Annotated in this window: 16 protein-coding genes; 5 read left to right on the forward strand and 11 right to left on the reverse strand. The window is 72.2% G+C overall.

The genetic code is table 11. From position 1 onward, the window contains the following. Nucleotides 1–8: 8 nt before the first annotated feature. The 8 genes from L3Q67_RS08320 to L3Q67_RS08355 form a co-directional block, all read right to left on the reverse strand. The gene (locus L3Q67_RS08320) at nt 9–353 is read right to left on the reverse strand and encodes a hypothetical protein (RefSeq protein ID WP_499188968.1); all 345 of its coding nucleotides are present in this window, start codon (nt 351–353) and stop codon (nt 9–11) included. Continuing rightward, nucleotides 346–804, reverse strand: a complete 459-nt coding sequence (gene mce1N / locus L3Q67_RS08325; RefSeq protein WP_499188969.1) for a transport-regulating membrane protein Mce1N — start codon at nt 802–804, stop codon at nt 346–348. Before mce1N ends, L3Q67_RS08320 begins: the two co-directional genes overlap by 8 nt. Then, a complete protein-coding gene (locus tag L3Q67_RS08330; protein WP_499188970.1) occupies nt 801–1,271 on the reverse strand; it encodes a hypothetical protein in 471 nt (156 codons plus the stop codon). The genes mce1N and L3Q67_RS08330 overlap by 4 nt, the downstream gene beginning before the upstream one ends. Before the next feature lie 11 nt (nt 1,272–1,282). Further along, complete coding sequence (gene hemB, locus L3Q67_RS08335; protein WP_499188971.1) at nt 1,283–2,254, reverse strand: porphobilinogen synthase; 972 nt, start codon at nt 2,252–2,254, stop codon at nt 1,283–1,285. 409 nt (nt 2,255–2,663) lie between these two features. Further along, entirely contained in the window at nt 2,664–4,196 is a 1,533-nt protein-coding gene (locus L3Q67_RS08340; protein ID WP_499188972.1) for a bifunctional uroporphyrinogen-III C-methyltransferase/uroporphyrinogen-III synthase, read from the reverse strand. Between the two features lie 62 nt (nt 4,197–4,258). Next, nucleotides 4,259–5,200 carry a hydroxymethylbilane synthase gene (gene hemC, locus L3Q67_RS08345; protein WP_499188973.1) on the reverse strand — a complete coding sequence of 314 codons (942 nt, stop codon included), beginning with the start codon at nt 5,198–5,200 and terminating at the stop codon, nt 4,259–4,261. Beyond that, nucleotides 5,197–6,525 (reverse strand): glutamyl-tRNA reductase, encoded by a 1,329-nt coding sequence (locus tag L3Q67_RS08350; protein WP_499188974.1) that lies wholly within the window; start codon nt 6,523–6,525, stop codon nt 5,197–5,199. Before L3Q67_RS08350 ends, hemC begins: the two co-directional genes overlap by 4 nt. Next, nucleotides 6,522–7,334, reverse strand: a complete 813-nt coding sequence (locus L3Q67_RS08355; protein WP_499188975.1) for a redox-sensing transcriptional repressor Rex — start codon at nt 7,332–7,334, stop codon at nt 6,522–6,524. Before L3Q67_RS08355 ends, L3Q67_RS08350 begins: the two co-directional genes overlap by 4 nt. Nucleotides 7,335–7,603: 269 nt before the next feature. Between L3Q67_RS08355 and L3Q67_RS08360 the strand changes: the two genes are divergently transcribed. Genes L3Q67_RS08360 through L3Q67_RS08380 form a run of 5 tightly spaced genes read left to right on the forward strand, consistent with a single transcriptional unit; the run spans nt 7,604 to nt 11,823 of the window. After that, nucleotides 7,604–10,276: an AfsR/SARP family transcriptional regulator gene (locus L3Q67_RS08360; RefSeq protein WP_499188976.1), complete on the forward strand. Its 2,673-nt coding sequence runs from the start codon at nt 7,604–7,606 to the stop codon at nt 10,274–10,276. A 36-nt stretch (nt 10,277–10,312) separates the two neighbouring features. Next, nucleotides 10,313–10,603 (forward strand): YbaB/EbfC family nucleoid-associated protein, encoded by a 291-nt coding sequence (locus tag L3Q67_RS08365; RefSeq protein WP_499188977.1) that lies wholly within the window; start codon nt 10,313–10,315, stop codon nt 10,601–10,603. Then, a complete protein-coding gene (locus L3Q67_RS08370; protein WP_499188978.1) occupies nt 10,600–10,785 on the forward strand; it encodes a hypothetical protein in 186 nt (61 codons plus the stop codon). Before L3Q67_RS08365 ends, L3Q67_RS08370 begins: the two co-directional genes overlap by 4 nt. 58 nt (nt 10,786–10,843) lie before the next feature. After that, complete coding sequence (locus L3Q67_RS08375; RefSeq protein ID WP_499188979.1) at nt 10,844–11,167, forward strand: type VII secretion target; 324 nt, start codon at nt 10,844–10,846, stop codon at nt 11,165–11,167. After that, a complete protein-coding gene (locus L3Q67_RS08380; RefSeq protein WP_499188980.1) occupies nt 11,164–11,823 on the forward strand; it encodes a hypothetical protein in 660 nt (219 codons plus the stop codon). Before L3Q67_RS08375 ends, L3Q67_RS08380 begins: the two co-directional genes overlap by 4 nt. A gap of 78 nt (nt 11,824–11,901) precedes the next feature. Here the strand turns inward: L3Q67_RS08380 and L3Q67_RS08385 are convergent, their stop codons facing one another. From L3Q67_RS08385 to L3Q67_RS08395, 3 genes are read right to left on the reverse strand one after another with little or no spacing between them, the layout of a single operon-like run. Beyond that, the gene (locus tag L3Q67_RS08385; protein WP_499188981.1) at nt 11,902–13,413 is read right to left on the reverse strand and encodes a molybdopterin-binding protein; all 1,512 of its coding nucleotides are present in this window, start codon (nt 13,411–13,413) and stop codon (nt 11,902–11,904) included. A 57-nt stretch (nt 13,414–13,470) separates the two neighbouring features. Next, nucleotides 13,471–13,707 carry a glutaredoxin family protein gene (locus L3Q67_RS08390; RefSeq protein WP_282772976.1) on the reverse strand — a complete coding sequence of 79 codons (237 nt, stop codon included), beginning with the start codon at nt 13,705–13,707 and terminating at the stop codon, nt 13,471–13,473. A 9-nt stretch (nt 13,708–13,716) separates the two neighbouring features. Next, nucleotides 13,717–15,318, reverse strand: a complete 1,602-nt coding sequence (locus L3Q67_RS08395; protein ID WP_499188982.1) for an acyl-CoA synthetase family protein — start codon at nt 15,316–15,318, stop codon at nt 13,717–13,719. Between the last annotated feature and the right edge of the window lie 123 nt (nt 15,319–15,441).

Raw genomic sequence — 15,441 nt, forward strand, 5'->3', positions numbered from 1 at the left:
CCGAGGGGTCAGCCGTGCGCGGGCTGGGTTTCCGGCTTCGGCTTGCGTGGTCGGGTACGCACCGCGAGCAGGACCTGGCGCACCGCGTCCACCAGCAGCAGTGTGGCTGCCAGGCCGAGCGCGATCGCCGCGAGCACCCAGTTGCCTGCGTAGTGGTACGAGGTCAGCTCGGCGCCGTCCGAAGCGCGGACTCGCACGGTGCTGACCGACGCGGCCCAGGCCAGCGTCGCCGTCCAGACCGCCAGCCCGGCGAGCACCAGCTCCACCACGGCCACGATCGCGCGCCGCGGGCGGTGCAGCCGATGGGGCGCGGGAGCGGGCTCCGGCGGCCAGTCCGGTTCGGTTTCACTCACCGTCAGACTCTCTCACGATGCCGGTGACCCTGCGCAACGCGTCGCGCAACTCTTCGGCGTCGCGGGCCCAGGCGAGGACCACGCTGCCGTCGTCGAGGCGGAGCGGTACGTCCTCGAACTTGCGCGGCACGGCCGGACCGCCACCGAGCACCTTCGCCCCGACCGGCGTCCCGACGTCGTCGAGTTCCTTGATCCGCGACACCGGCAGGCTTTCGCGGCCCTGCCACAGCGCTTCGGTGGTCACCTTGACGCTGAGGAACCGGCGGCGCGCGTACACCCAGAGCATGGTCACGCCGAGCAACGCCAGCCCGACCAGCACCCATTCGACGGTGTGCACCGGGCCGCCCGCGAGCAGTTCGAGCAGGAATCCGGCCAGCGCGAAACCGGGCCCCCACAGCAACGGCGCCCCGCCGGCGCCCGGCTCGTCGAGCACCACCCCCGGTTCGCTCATCGCTTCGGCAACTTCGGGAAGTAGGGCAGGGCGCTGGGCAGGTAGAGGCAGGCGGTGGCGGCGACGACCAGCGCGCAGGCCGCGAACTTGACCCAGTTGGGGTAGATCACCGCCTGGAAGACGATGGTGGCCACCGCGAGCACGGTCAGCACACCGCGCGCCGACCGCGTGCCGTCCTGGGCCTTCCAGGCGAACAACAGGAACAGCAGGGCGAACACGACCGCGCCGACGAGGAACTGCCACAGCGACGCGTGCACACCCGCGCTGACCTGCGCCGCCGTCACGCGCGGATCACGTGGCTGCTCCAGCATCAGGTTGACCACGCGTGGCTCGTCGGCCAGCGAGTACACGAACCCGGACACCATCACCACGCAGGCGGCGATCCACAGGTACCAGGACACCCGGACCGGCTGCGGCAACGGCGGCCTCGGCGGGGCGGGCGCGTCGGGTTCGGGGGGCTCGGTCACGAGCGCAGACTCTAGTCGAGCCAGTGCGCCGCTTCGGCCGCCCAATAAGTGAGGATCATGTCCGCGCCGGCGCGGCGGATGGACGTGAGCACCTCGAGGACGGTCGCCTGGCGGTTGAGCCAGCCGTTGGCCACGGCGGCTTCGACCATCGCGTACTCGCCGGAGATGTTGTACGCGGCCACCGGTACCGGCGACGCCTCCGCGGCGGCGCGCACGACGTCCAGGTACGCGAGCGCGGGCTTGACCATCACCATGTCGGCGCCCTCGGCGACGTCCAGCTCGATCTCGCGCAGCGCTTCGCGGGCGTTGCCCGGGTCCTGCTGGTAGGTCTTGCGGTCACCCTTGAGCTGCGAATTGACGGCCTCCCGGAAGGGGCCGAAGAACGCGCTGGAGTACTTGGCGGAATAGGCGAGGATGCCGGTGTCGGTGAATCCGGCGTCGTCCAGCGCGCGGCGGATCACGCCGACCTGGCCGTCCATCATGCCGCTGGGCCCGAGCAGGTGGGCACCCGCCTGCGCCTGGGCCAGCGCCATTTCGGCGTAGCGCTCGAGGGTGGCGTCGTTGTCCACGGCGCCGTTCGCGTCGAGCACGCCGCAGTGGCCGTGGTCGGTGAACTCGTCGAGGCAGGTGTCGGCCATCAGCACGGTCTCGTCGCCGAGTTCGGCCTTGAGGTCGCGCAGGGCGACGTTGAGGATGCCGTTCTCGTCGGTCGCGCCGGAGCCGACGGCGTCGTGGTGCTCGGGAATGCCGAAGATCATCAGCCCCCCGACCCCGGCACGCACGGCGTCCACCGCGGCCTTGCGCAGCGAGTCGCGGGTGTGCTGGACCACGCCGGGCATGCTCGCGATCGGCCGCGGCGCGTCGGCGCCCTCGGCCACGAACATCGGCAGGATCAGCTGCCGTGGCCGCAGCGTGGTCTCACTGACGAGGCGCCGCATCGCGGGACTGACACGCAACCGGCGGGGACGATGCTCGGGAAACACCCCCTCGACGGTACTCCCCGCCATTTCCCGAATTCGCCGCCCCCACCCCATTTTATGACAATTTGTCAGAATCCCACGCCCGCATTCCACCCCATGCAGAAATCCCCGCCGCATGAATGGAGAACTCGCCCACCCGAACGCAGAACTCAGCTACCCAAGTGTCGAACTCAGCTTCCCGAACGTAGAACTCGGCTTCCTGAACGTAGAACTCGCCAAAACCCCCGCCCACCCGAACCCCACACTCACGCACCCGAACCCCACGTTCGTGCAGCCGAACCCCACACTCAGGCAGCCGAACTCCACGTTCAGGCGGCTGAGTTCTACGTTCGGGTGGGTGAGTTCTACGTTCGGATGCGCGAAGGCGGCCTTGTCCGGGGGGACAAGGCCGCCGTGGCGTAGCGAAGGGGGGTTACGAGCGGCGCGCGCGCTTGGCTTTGCGCGGCGGCGGCAGGGCACCTTCGGCGCGCAGGCGGGCGGCGTGCTCGGCGAGCGCGTCCACCAGCGCGGTCACGTTCGCGGTTTCCGGCTGCACGTCCACGCGCAGGCCGAACTCGGTCGCCGTTTCCGCGGTCTTCGGGCCGATGCAGGCCACCAGGGTCCGGGTGTGCGGCTTGCCCGCGATGCCGACCAGGTTCCGGACGGTGGACGACGAGGTGAAGCACACCGCGTCGAAGCCGCCGGTCTTGATCATCTCGCGGGTGTCGGCGGGCGGCGGGGCGGCCCGGACGGTGCGGTAGGCGGTGACGTCGTCGATCTCCCAGCCCCGCTCACGCAGGCCGGCCGACAGCGTCTCGGTGGCGATGTCCGCCCGCGGCAGCAGCACCCGGTCGACCGGGTCCAGCACGTCGTCGTACGGCGGGAACTCGGCCAGCAGGCCTTCCGAGGACTGCTCCCCGCTCGGCACCAGCTCGGGGATGATGCCGAACGAGCGCACCTTCGCCGCGGTCGCCGCGCCGACGCAGGCGATCTTCACGCCGGAGAACGCCCGCGCGTCCAGGCCGAACTCCTCGAACTTCTCCCACACCGCGCGCACCGCGTTGGTCGAGGTGAACACCAGCCACTGGTACCGGCCGTCGACCAGGCCCTTGACCGAGCGCTCCATCTGCGCCGGGCTGCGCGGCGGCTCGACCGAGATGGTCGGCACCTCGTGCGAGGTGGCGCCGTGGCTGTGCAGCCGGTCGGCCATGTCGCCCGCCTGCTCCTTGGTGCGCGGCACCAGGACCTTCCAGCCGTACAGCGCGCGCGACTCCCACCAGGACAGCTTCGAGCGCTGCCCGGCGGCCTGCCCCACGGTGACCACCAGCGGGCCGACCAGCTCACCGGCGTCGGCCGAGAGCGAGGCCAGCGTCGAGTCCACCGTGCGCTGGGTGTTGATGGTGCCGTTCGAGGTCACCGCGACCGGGGTGGCCGGGGCGAGCCCGTGCTCGGTCAGCGCGGAGGCCGCCTCGGCGAGGTGGCTGGAGGTGGCGTGCAGCACCAGCGGAGCACCGGTGGCGGCCAGCGCGGCCCAGTCGACCTCGCCGCGCACGTCCACCTCGGTGTGCGTGCCGCCGAGCGCGACCCCGGCGTAGGCGGGCACCGCGGCACCGGGCGAGACCCCGGGCACGATGTCGAACACCACGCTGCTCTTGGCCACGGCCTGCACCTCGGCCACCGCGGCGGGCTGGGTCAGCGGGTCACCGGCGACCAGCCGGAGCACCAGCCTGCCCGACTTGGCCTCGTTGCCCAGGTCCTTGGCCACCTCGGCCGGGTCCCCCACCGCGGGGCGCACCTCGGCGTCGGGGTGGGCGAAGGCCAGCACACCGGCGGGTACGTCCGGATCGGTCACCACGACCTCGGCCTTGCCCAGCAACTCCTGGGCGCGGACGGTCAGCAGACCGGCGTCTCCGGGGCCCGAGCCCACGAAGGCGACGCGCCCGGTGGTCTTGCGCGCGGGGGTCATCTCTACGTCTCTCCTCTTTACCTGGCATGCGGTTCTCCCGGGATGGCCGGGGAGAACGAGAATCAGTTCGCGGTCAGCGCACCGGCGCCGAGATCGAGCAGCTCCGCTGCCAGCTCCCGGCCCAGCTTCTCCGCGTCGGCCTTGCCGGCCACCGCGGAGGCCCGCAACATGTCGACCGCTTCGCCGTCGCCGCCGACGGCCGCGGTACCCCGCAGCGAGATCCGCTCGATCACCGAGCCGTTCTCGTCGAGGTCCTCCACCACCTCGGCCAGCGCTCCGACCGGGGCACTGCACCCGGCTTCGAGCGCGGCCAGCATGGCCCGTTCCGCGGTCACCGCGAGCCGGGTCGACTCGTCGTCCAACGTGGACCGGAGCAGCTGCTCGACCTCGGCGTGGTCCGAGCGGCACTCCACCGCCAGCGCGCCCTGGGCGGGCGCGGGCAGCAGCTGGATCGGGTCCAGCGTTTCGGTGATCTCGGCGAGCCTGCCGACCCTGGCCAGTCCGGCCCTGGCCAGCACCACGGCGTCGAGCTCACCGCTGCTCACCTTGCCCATGCGGGTGTCGATATTGCCCCGGATCGGCACGATTTCCAAACCGAGCCCCAGCGCGCGCAGCTGCGCGGTGCGCCGCGGCGAGCCGGTGCCCACGGTCGACCCCGGCGGCAGTTCGCCCAGAGTCAGGCCGTCACGGGCGATCAGCGCGTCACGCGGGTCGGCGCGCGGCGGCACGGCCGCGATCACCAGTCCGGGCGCGGGCGCGGTGGGGAGGTCCTTGTACGAGTGCACCGCGACGTCGATCTCGCCGGCGGTCAGCGCGTCACGCAGGGCGGAGGTGAACACGCCGACGCCGATCTCGGTGATCGGCGCGCTGGAGCGGTCGCCGGGGGTGGAGATGGTGACCAGCTCCACGCGCGCGCCTGCGGCTTCGAGCGCCTCGGCCACGGTGCCGGTCTGGGCCAGCGCCAGCTTGCTGCCGCGCGTGCCGATCCTGATGGTCCTGCTCACTGGGGTTCACCGTCGGTTTCTCGGGGTACGGACTCGGAGGGGCGCGCGACCACCCGCGGCGCGGCCGGGTCGAGCTCGAACAGCTCGCGCAGCGCACTGGCGTAGTCGGTCCCGGCGTCCTGTCCGGCGAGTTGCTTCACGCGCACGGTCGGCGCGTGCAGGAGTTTGTCCACCACGCGGCGGACGGTGCGGCCCAGCTCTTCGCGGACCGCGCTTTCGAGCTCCGGCAGCCGGTTGTCCAGCCGCAGCAGCTCGGCGTCGACCACCTCCGCGGCTCGCTTGCGCAGGGCGGTGACGGTCGGCGTGACCTCGGCGCTGCGCTGCCCGGCGAGGTACTCGCGCACCTCGTCGAGCACGATGCCGGTGGCCTTGGCCAGCTGGCGATCGGTCTCGGAGGTACCGGTCGCCGCGCTCATCCGGCGGCGGACGGTCTCCAGGTCGACCACCCGGACCCCGGGCAGTTCGCCGACGGCGGGGTCGACGTCCCTCGGCAGCCCGAGGTCGCAGACGACCAGCGCCCGGCCGTCGCGCGGGAGCACGTGGGAGGGGTCGAGCACGGCGTCGGCGGCACCGGTGCTGGTGACCACGACGTCGGCCTTGGCGACCGCGGCGGTCAGCTCGCCCATGCCCACCGCGGTGGCGGGCACGCCCTGCTCGGCGATGGAGGCGGCCAGGCGCTGGGCGTTCGCCGTGGTGCGGTTGGCCACGGTGATCGAGCCGATGCCCGCCTTGCGCAGGTGCGACCCGGTCAGCGCGCCCATCGATCCGGCACCGACCACCAGCGCGTGCTTGCCCGCCAGTTCACCGGCGGCACGCAGCGCCTCGGAGACCACCGACGCGCCCAGGTCGCCGAGCCCGGTTTCGGTCTGCACGCGCTTGCCGACGCGCAGGGTGGTCTGGGTCAGCTCGTGCAGCACGCGGCCGACCGTGCCCGCCTCGCGCGCGGTGGCGTAGGCGGTGCGGACCTGGCCGAGGATCTGGGACTCGCCGATGACCATCGAGTCGAGGCCGGAGGCGACGGAGAAGATGTGCTCGACGGCGGCACCGGCGTAGTGCACGTAGAGGTTGTCGTAGAGCTCGGCGGGTTCGACCCCGGCCTGGCGCGCGAGCACCGCGGAGACGTCGGACAGCCCGCCGTGGAAGGCGTCGACGACCGCGAAGACCTCGATGCGGTTGCAGGTGGACAGCACCATGACCTCGGCGATGTGCGGGGCCTGCTGGAGCTCGTGCAGCACCTTGCCCAGCTCGGCGGCGGGCACCGCGGCCCGCTCGAGCATGGCCAGGTCCGCGGTCCGGTGGGAAAGCCCGATGGCCAGAATGCTCACGATCGCACCACCATGCCGTTGTTCGCCACGCCGTTCACACCTGCTTCTTCGTCGGCCCTGCGCGCCACGTGGAACGACAGGATCTGCAGCTCGACCGCCAGATCTACCTTGCGGACCTCGACGTGCGGTGGAGCCTGGAGCACCACCGGCGCGAAGTTGAGGATGCACTGGACGCCACCGGCGACCAGGCGGTCGCACACCGACTGCGCCGCGGTCGGCGGGGTGGCGATCACGCCGATGGAGATCTCGCGCTCGGCGCACACCTTCGGGATCTCGTCCAGGTGCGACACCGGCAGCCCGCCGACCGGCACGCCGATCAGGTCGGGGTCCAGGTCGAACAGGGCCTCCACCGGGAACCCGCGGCCGGGGAACCCGCCGTAGTTCGCCAGCGCGTGGCCCAGGTTCCCGATACCGACCACGGCGACCTTGTGCTTGCGGGTCAGCCCGAGCGTGCGCTCGATGTGCCCGACCAGCACGGAGACCTCGTAGCCGACCCCGCGGGTGCCGTAGGAGCCCAGGTAGGACAGGTCCTTGCGCAGCTTCGCCGAGTTGACCCCGGCCGCCGCGGACAGCTCTTCGCTGGAGACGGTGGTCGCGCCCTGCTCGGCCATCGCGGACAGCACCCGCAGGTAGACGGCGAGGCGGGCGACGGCGGCTTCCGGGATCGCCTTGGCGCGGACCGGGTCGGCCGCGGCACCGTTCACCGGGACGGCCGGCATCTCCGCGGTCGGCGCGTTGTCGGCGTCCGGCGTGTCCGCCTGCCTGGCCGAGCCACCCCGGCGGCCTCGCTGGCCCCGCTGTGCGACCACGCCTGATCTCCTCGTTGCTGCCGTTCGGGTGCTGCTGCCGGAACCGGTCGAAAAATCAACCCTTGACCCGGGGGGCGACTCAGTGTTCGATGCCCGGCGCCGCACGGGTGATGGCACTACGGTAGCCACTTGTGAACGCATGCACAAAGTGACTGGTAGAGCGCTTGAAAGCCAGGTTACCCGGACCGCGGCCCAGGGGTTCCACACGGCGAAAACCGCCCCCGCGCACGGGTAATACCCGTCACACTGGGCGATCAGGGGGTGGCGGGGTGGAATTCGAGGTGCTCGGCCCGTTGCGGATCCGGCGGCCCGGTGGCCGGTCGGCGCCCACCGGGAGGTTGCAGCGGATCCTGCTGGCGGTGCTGCTGACCAGGGCGAACCGGCCCGTCACCGTCGATCTGCTGAGTGACGCGCTGTGGGGTGAACACGCCGACCGGCGGGCGGCGCAGAAGCTGCAGCTGCACGTCCACCGGTTGCGCGGACTGCTCGGCGAACCGGACCGGCTGCGCTTCGACAGCGGCGGTTATCTGCTCCGGGTGCTGCCCGGCGAGCTGGACGCGGAGCGATTCGAATCACTCGCCGAAGAGGCTGACGAAGAGCCGAACCTCGCCAGGAAAGCGCTGGACCTGTGGCAGGGCACCCCGTTCGACGGGCTCGACGTGCCGTTGCTCACGGACGAGGCGCGGCGGCTCTCCGAGATCCGGCTGCACCTGCTCGAAACGCTCTTCGACGCGGAGCTGACCGCCGGGCGGCACCTGGCGATCGCCGGGGAACTCCGTGTGCTGGCCGGTACGCACCCGCTGCGCGAACGGCTGCACGCGCTGCTGGTGCGCGCCCTCTACCGCAGCGGCAGGCAGGCCGACGCGCTCGCCGCGTGCCGCGAAGCCCGCCGCGTGCTGCGCACCGAACTGGGCTTGGAACCGGGCGCTGAGCTGCGGGAGCTCGAGCAGGCGATCCTCGAAGGCCGGGAGGCCGAGCCCGCCGGAGCGGCACCCGTTCCGGCGCAGCTGCCGGCGCAGGCGCGCGGCTTCACCGCCCGTGAGGAGGAACTCGCCGAGCTGAACGAACTCGCGCCGGTGACGGTGATCACGGGCACCGCCGGCGCGGGGAAGACCGCGCTCGCCCTGCGCTGGGCCCACCGCTCACGGGAACGCTTCCCCGACGGCCAGCTCTACGCCGAACTGCACGGCTACGGCCCGGACCGCCCGGCCGATCCGGCGGACGTGCTCGCCGGGTTCCTGCGTGCGCTCGGCGCGGACGGCGCCGCGCTCTCGCCCGGGCTCGCGGAACGTTCGGCGAAGTTCCGCACGCTGGTCGCCGGGCGGCGGCTGCTGATCGTGCTCGACAACGCGCGGACCGCGGAGCAGGTGCGCCCGCTGCTCCCCGGCTCCGGCGCGTGCGTGGTCCTGGTGACCAGCCGCGACACGCTGACCGGGCTGGTCGCGGTGGACGGCGCCCGGCGGCTGGCGCTGGACCGGCTGCCCGCGGCGGCCTCGCTCACCCTGCTCCGCGAACTGACCGGCGACCGGGTCGACGCCGAACCGGCGGCCGCCGCCGAGCTGATCGACCTGTGCGCCCGGCTGCCGCTGGCGCTGCGGATCGCCGCGGAGTCCATCCGGGACCGCCCGGCCCGCAGCATCGAGGCGCTGGTCGAGGAGCTGGTGGACGAGCGCGCCCGGCTCGACCTGCTCGACGCCGACGGTGATCCGCGGGCGGCGGTCCGCTCGGCGTTCTCGTGGTCGTTCCACCACCTGCCACCGGAAGCCGCGCGGGTGTTCCGGCTGCTCGGCCTGCACCCCGGCCACGACACCGGTGAGCAGGCGGTCGCCGCGCTGGCGGACACCGGCCTGCGGACGGCGCGGCTTGCGCTCGGGCAGCTCCGGCGCGCGAACCTGGTCGAGTCGAGCGCCGACGGCCGGTACGCCATGCACGACCTCCTGCGGGCGTACGCCGGTGAGTCCGCCGGCGCGGACGACGCGGCCTCGCGCCGGATCCTCGGCTGGTACCTGCATTCGGCGATCCACGCGCGGGCGGTGCTCGACCCGTACGCCCGGCCGATGTGGACAGACGCGGTCCCGGCACCGTCGAACCTGCCCGTCTTCGAGCACCGCGACGCGGCGCTGGCGTGGTTCGAACTCGAGCGGCCGAACCTCGGCGCGGCCGTCCGCGACGCCGTGGCCCGCGGTTATCCCACGGTCGCCTGGCAGCTCGCCTCGGCGCTGCTCATCTACTTCTTCTCGTGCCGCCGGTGGGACGACTGGCTCGGCACGCACCTGACCGCGCTGGCCGTCGCCGATCCGCTCGGGCGCGCGCACATGCTGAACGGGCTCGGCGTCGCCTACGACGACCTGCACGACCAGGAGCGGGCGATCGAATGCCACGTCGAGGCCGCGCGGCTGTTCGAGCAGGCGGACGAAGGGCTGGCCGCCGCGTGGAACCAGAACAACCTGGGCGTGGCCTACGACAACGCGAAGCGGTTCACCGAAGCCGCCGCGAGCTACCAGGACGGGCTGCGGCGCTTCCGCGAACTCGGCGACCCGCGCGGCGAGGGGTACTGCCTCAACAACCTCGGCGACGTGCACCGGCAACTGGGTTCCTTCGCCGAAGCCGAGTCCTACCTGCGCGAGGCGATGTCCGTGCACCGCCGCGCGGCCGACATCCCCGCGCGCCGCTTCACCCTGTGCACGCTGGGCGATCTGCACCGCGACGCGGGAACCCCGGAACGCGCGCTGGAGGCGTACCGGGAAGCCCTGGAGATCAGCCGCTCGCTCGGCGAGGACTGGCGCGTCGCGCGGTTCCAGGCGCGCCTCGGCTCGGTACTGCACACCCTCGGCCGCGACGGCGAGGCCCGCGAATACCTGCGGGAAGCGCTGGAAGTGTTCACCAGGAACGCCGATCCGGAGGCGGTGGAGGTGCGGAAGCTGCTCGCCGAGATCGGGTGAAACCGCCGTGAAAGCGGCACCCGGCACGCTTCCGGCATGGTGTCTTCGCTGAGCGCGCTGGCCGCGCGGACCAACCGTGCCGACGAGGGCCTGCTCGCGCTGCGCAAGGACCTCGCGCAGCGCACCGTCACCGCGCGGGACCGCGGTGACCTGGTCGAAGTGGAGGCGGACGCGGCGGGCAAGGTGCTCGCGGTCTCGGTGAACTCGACGCTGATGCGCCGGGTCGACGCCAGGACGCTGGCGAACGCGATCCTGGAGGCGACCACCGGCGCCCAGCGGGCCGCCGCCGACCTGGTCGCGCAGCGGCGCGCCTACCACCTCGGATGAGCTGGGTCAGGGCGCACGTCGGCGAATCGCTGGAAGTCCGCGTGCCGGTGGCCGGAAAACCGGTCTGGGTCAAGGCAGACGGCTCCGGCTCGGCGCCTTTGGCCCGGGTCGTCCCGGGTCCCACCGAAGAGGACCCTCCGTCGACCTGGCTGGTGCCGGCTTTCGACCTGCCCTCGCCGTGAAAGCGCGGGGAAAGCGGCGCCCGGCACCCTGTGCCGCACCAGCACGGAGGGGAAAAGCATGACGGGATCAGGGTTTCGCGTCGACACCGGGCGGATTCGCGGTGCGGCGGGCGGGTTCCGCGAAAGCGGGGCGTCCGTCAGCACGGCGGCGGAGGCGATTGCGGCGGTGAAGGTGCCCATCGAGGCGTTCGGCATCTCGGGGCCGGGACCGGAACTGGCACGCGACATCGAGGCGGCCGTCGGGCGGCGGCTGGACCGGCTGCGCACGCGGCACACGCGCCTCGGCGAGTTCGCCGGGAAGCTGGAGGTCGCGGCCGACGACTACGACCGCGCGGACACCGGTGCGCAGGACGACCTGCGAGCCGCGGGACGGCCGGAATGACCCACCCCGCACTGGAAACAGCCATCGCCGCCTGCCAGACCCTGGCGGAAGCCGCGAAACAACTCGGGGCCGGCGACCCGATCGAGGCCATCGAACACATCGACTGCGACCCCGCGGCGATCACCGACTACGCCGCCAAGCTCAAAACCACGCTCGCCGAACTGGACAAGGCGATCGACCAGCAGCTCGACGCCATCGCCGAACTGGAGGCGGACAGCGGCGGCGAAGGCACGGAAAGCGCCATCGACGAGGCGAAGAGGGAACTGACCGAACTCCAGCAGGACCGCGCCGAACTGGACAAGCTCGCGCTCCGGATCACCGAAATCGGTGAGCAACTGGAGAAATCGGTCGTCAACACGGCGGCGCAGATCAGCCAGCTCGCGGGCCAGGCGACCCCGGCCGCCAGGGACGTGCTCGACGGCAGCAGCTGGATAGACCTGAGCGAGGCCGAAAACACGGTCGTCACCACCGTCGCCGAGATCATCCGGCTGGCCGGGGTGTTCCAGCAGCAGGTCGACGGGTTGCGGGAGGAGTTCGCGCAACTCACCCAAGACGAGGCGAGCGCCGCCGCCGGTACCGGCTCCGGAGCCGAAGGGCAGCAGGGCCCGCAAGGCGGCGGCAGCACGGGAAGCGGCACCGGTGATGTCCCGGACTGAGCCCCCTCCGAGGGGCGGGGCGCTGCTACAAATGTGGCTTTGGGGGCGGATTCGGCCCCCAAAGCCACATTCGTGACATCAGGAAGCGGTGATCGAGATCGAGTGCCAGCCGGTGGCGCCGTCCGGGACGGTGTCGGCGACGTCCTCCGTCTGCACGTAGCCCGATCGGTCCACCGCCCGGCAGTACACCTGGTGCGGCCCCGGCGGCACGTCCAGTTGTACCCACCACATCCGCCAGGTGTCCGCGTTCACCTCGGCGGTCAGCGTCGCCGGTTGCCAGGGGCCCTGGTCCAGGCGCACTTCCACGCGCTCTATGCCGGTGTGCTGCGCCCAGGCGATCCCGGCCACGATCGTCTTCCCGGCCGCCTGCGCGGCGAACGGCTTCGGCACGTCGATCCGCGACTGCGTCTTCACCGGCCCCTCCCGCGACCACCCGCGGTCCAGCCAGTACGCCCGCCGCGCCGACCAGGTCGTCACTTCCAGGTCGGTGACCCACTTGGTGGCCGACACGTACCCGTACAACCCCGGCACCACGAGCCGGGCCGGGAAGCCGTGTTTGACCGGCAGGGGTTCGCCGTTCATGCCGAGCGCGAGCATCGCGCCCCGGCTCGGGTCCAGCACCGCCGAGATCGGCGTGCCGCAGGTCCAGCCATCCGAACTGGTGGAGAACAGCTGCTCGGCTTCCGGCCGCAAACCCGCCTCGGTCAGCAGGTCCCGCAGGTCGACGCCGACGAACGTGGCCGTGGAGATCAGCTCGCCGCCCACCTCGTTGGACACGCAGCACAACGTCACCGCGCGTTCGACCAGCGGCCGGTCGCGGATGTCGGCGTAGCTGAACGTGAGCTCCCGCTCGACCAGCCCGTGCACCCGCAGCCGCCAGTCCTCGGCCCGCACCTGCGGCAGCGCCAGGGTGGTGTCGATCTTGTAGAAGTCCGCGTTCGGGGTCAGGAAGGTGGGCGTGCCGAGCTTGCTGAAGTCGGCGTCGGCGGGCAGGGGCGGCGCCGGACGGGCGGGCACCGGTCCGCCGACCGCGGCCCGTGACACCTCCGCGTCCCGGCTCACGCCGATCACTTCACCGGCGACCGCGGCCACCCCGGCACCCGCGCCGGCGATGAGGAACCCGCGACGGCTCAGCCCGCCGTCGACCGCCTCCTCCTGGAAAGCCCGCCCGTGCAGCCACGAGAACACCCCGCACCCGACGAGCAGCGTGGCCAGCGGCGCGACGATCGCCAGCTGCCCGAGGTCCGGGCGCCGCAGCACGGCGACCACCCCGAGCACGCCGAACACCCCGATGAGCACCAGCCCCGGCGTGCGCGACCGCCGCGAAACCAGCCCGGCGACCGCCGCGAGCACCAGCATCACCACGCCCATGCCGACGAAGAGCGCGAGCTTGTCGTAGAGGTAGAAGGTGTCCTTGCCGAACTCGGTCAGCCAGCTCGGCGAGAACTCCGCGACGGTGTTGCCCACCGCGACCACCGGCGAGGAGTTCCGCCCGAGGAAGGCCGACAGCAGGTGACCGGCCGCGGCCGCCGCGCCGACGGCGACCACCCCGATCGCGGCCGCGTGGAAGCGGGGGAGGTCGGTGCGCATGTCTCCATCGTGGGCGCACCAGGGCCGGAAGACCGCTCCCGGGCCCTTACGAGTGCATTACGCGAGTGCCGCGCGCAGCCGGTCCTCCTCGACCGACCAGTACCCGTGCTCGTCCCCGTCGATGAGGATCACCGGCACGCGGTCGCCGTACTCGGCCCGCCACTCCGGATCACTGTCCACATCGAACGTCCGCCACGCGACGCCCAGTTCACCGCAGATGCGTTCCACGTCGGCCTCCGCGCGCACGCACGCCGAGCAGCCTTCCCTGGTCACGACCGTCACTTCCGATGCCATGGGTCCTTCCTACCGAAGTCGCAGGCGGCGCAGCTTGCCGGTCGCCGAATGCGGCAGGTTCTCGGCGAACTCGACGCTGTGCGGGACCTTGTACCCGGCGAGCTTGCCCGCGCAGTGGTCGACCACCTGCTGCGCCGACAGCGAAGCACCCGGCGCGACCACGACGACGGCCTTGACCGCCTCGCCGCTGCGCTCGTCGACCACGCCGACCACCGCCGCCTCGACCACCTCGGGCAGCTCGGTGAGCACCGACTCGACCTCGTTCGGGTAGACGTTGAACCCGTTCACGATGATCAGGTCGTTGGCGCGGTCGACCAGGTGCAGGTCGCCGTCGGTGTCCAGGTAGCCGACGTCGCCGGTGCGGAACCAGCCCTCGCCGTCCGGGCCGTGCGCGCCGTCGGGCCAGTACCCGGAGAACAGGTTCGCGCCGCGCACCGCGACCAGCCCGGTGCCGCCGTCCTCCTCGTCGAAGCTGTCCACGAAGTCGTCGGGATCGGACAGCACCGGCCCGGCCGTGCCGTCGCTGTCCACCAGCCGCAGCTCGACACCGGGCAGCGGCCGCCCGACCGAGCCGGGCTTGGGGTAGCCGGTGACCAGCGTCGTGGTCACCACCGGCGCGGCTTCGGTCAGGCCGTAGCCCTCGTAGACGTCCATCCCGGTCGCCGACCGGATCGCCGCCAGCACCCTCGGGTGCAGCGGCGCCGCGCCCGAGGTCATCCGGCGCACGGTGGCCAGCCCGGCGCCCAGTTCGTCGGCGTCCAGCGCGGCGAACTCGGCGTACATCGCGGGCACACCGGCGATCGTGGTGACGCGGAACTCGGCGCAGTCGGCCAGCGCGCGCCGGGCGTCGAACCGCTCGGACAGCACCACGGTGGCCCCCACCGAGGCCGCCTGCAACAGGCCGGGGCCCAGGCCGTAGACGTGGAACAGCGGGATCGCGATGAACACGCGGTCGGAGTGCTGGAGCACCGCGGGCCGCACGGCCGAGAGCTGCTCGATGTTCGCCAGCAGCGCCCGGTGCGACAGCATCACGCCGCGCGGCGGCCCGGTGGTGCCCGAGGTGTACGACACCACGGCGATGTCCTCACCGGCGCCGACCGGCTCGACCGGGTCCCCGGTGGCGGTCGCCTCGCCGGGCGGCAGCGCGGTGACGCCCTCCGGCAGCTCCTCGGCCTCCGGGTCGTGGCTGATCACCAGCTTCGCGCCGCTGTGCTCGACCAGCGGCTGGACCTCGGCGGCCGGGGCCTGCGGGGACAGCGGCACGGCGATGCCGCCCGCACGCACCACGCCGAACAGCGAGACGGCGAACGCGGTCGAGGTCGGCAGCCGCACGATCACCCGGTCGCCCCGGCTCAGCCCGGCGTCGAGCAACCGGCGCGCTTCGGCGTTCACCGCCGCGTCGGCCTGTGCCCAGGTGCTCCGGCGGCCGGTTCCTGAATCGATCAGTGCGAGTGAATCCGGCCAGTTCCCTGCGGCTCTCGCGACCAGCTCCGAGACGTTGCCCACGGTGCCGGACGCCGCCTGGTGGTCCTGGTGATTCCCCTGTTCGGACGACAAATCCCAACCCCTTCCGCGAGCCCACTCACACCGTAACCAGTCTGTCATCCCCATCCCCCGGTGCGGGGATATCGCCCAGTCGTGGCTGTTACGTCACCGGAACACCACTACCTACTTCGCGGTAACAACACGTATGCTGCACTGGTCCTGGGGTGGTGTCGATCACTCGATGGCTCG

The sequence above is a fragment of the Saccharothrix sp. AJ9571 genome (assembly GCF_021725495.1).
GTDB classification, from domain to species: Bacteria; Actinomycetota; Actinomycetes; order Mycobacteriales; family Pseudonocardiaceae; genus Amycolatopsis; species Amycolatopsis magusensis.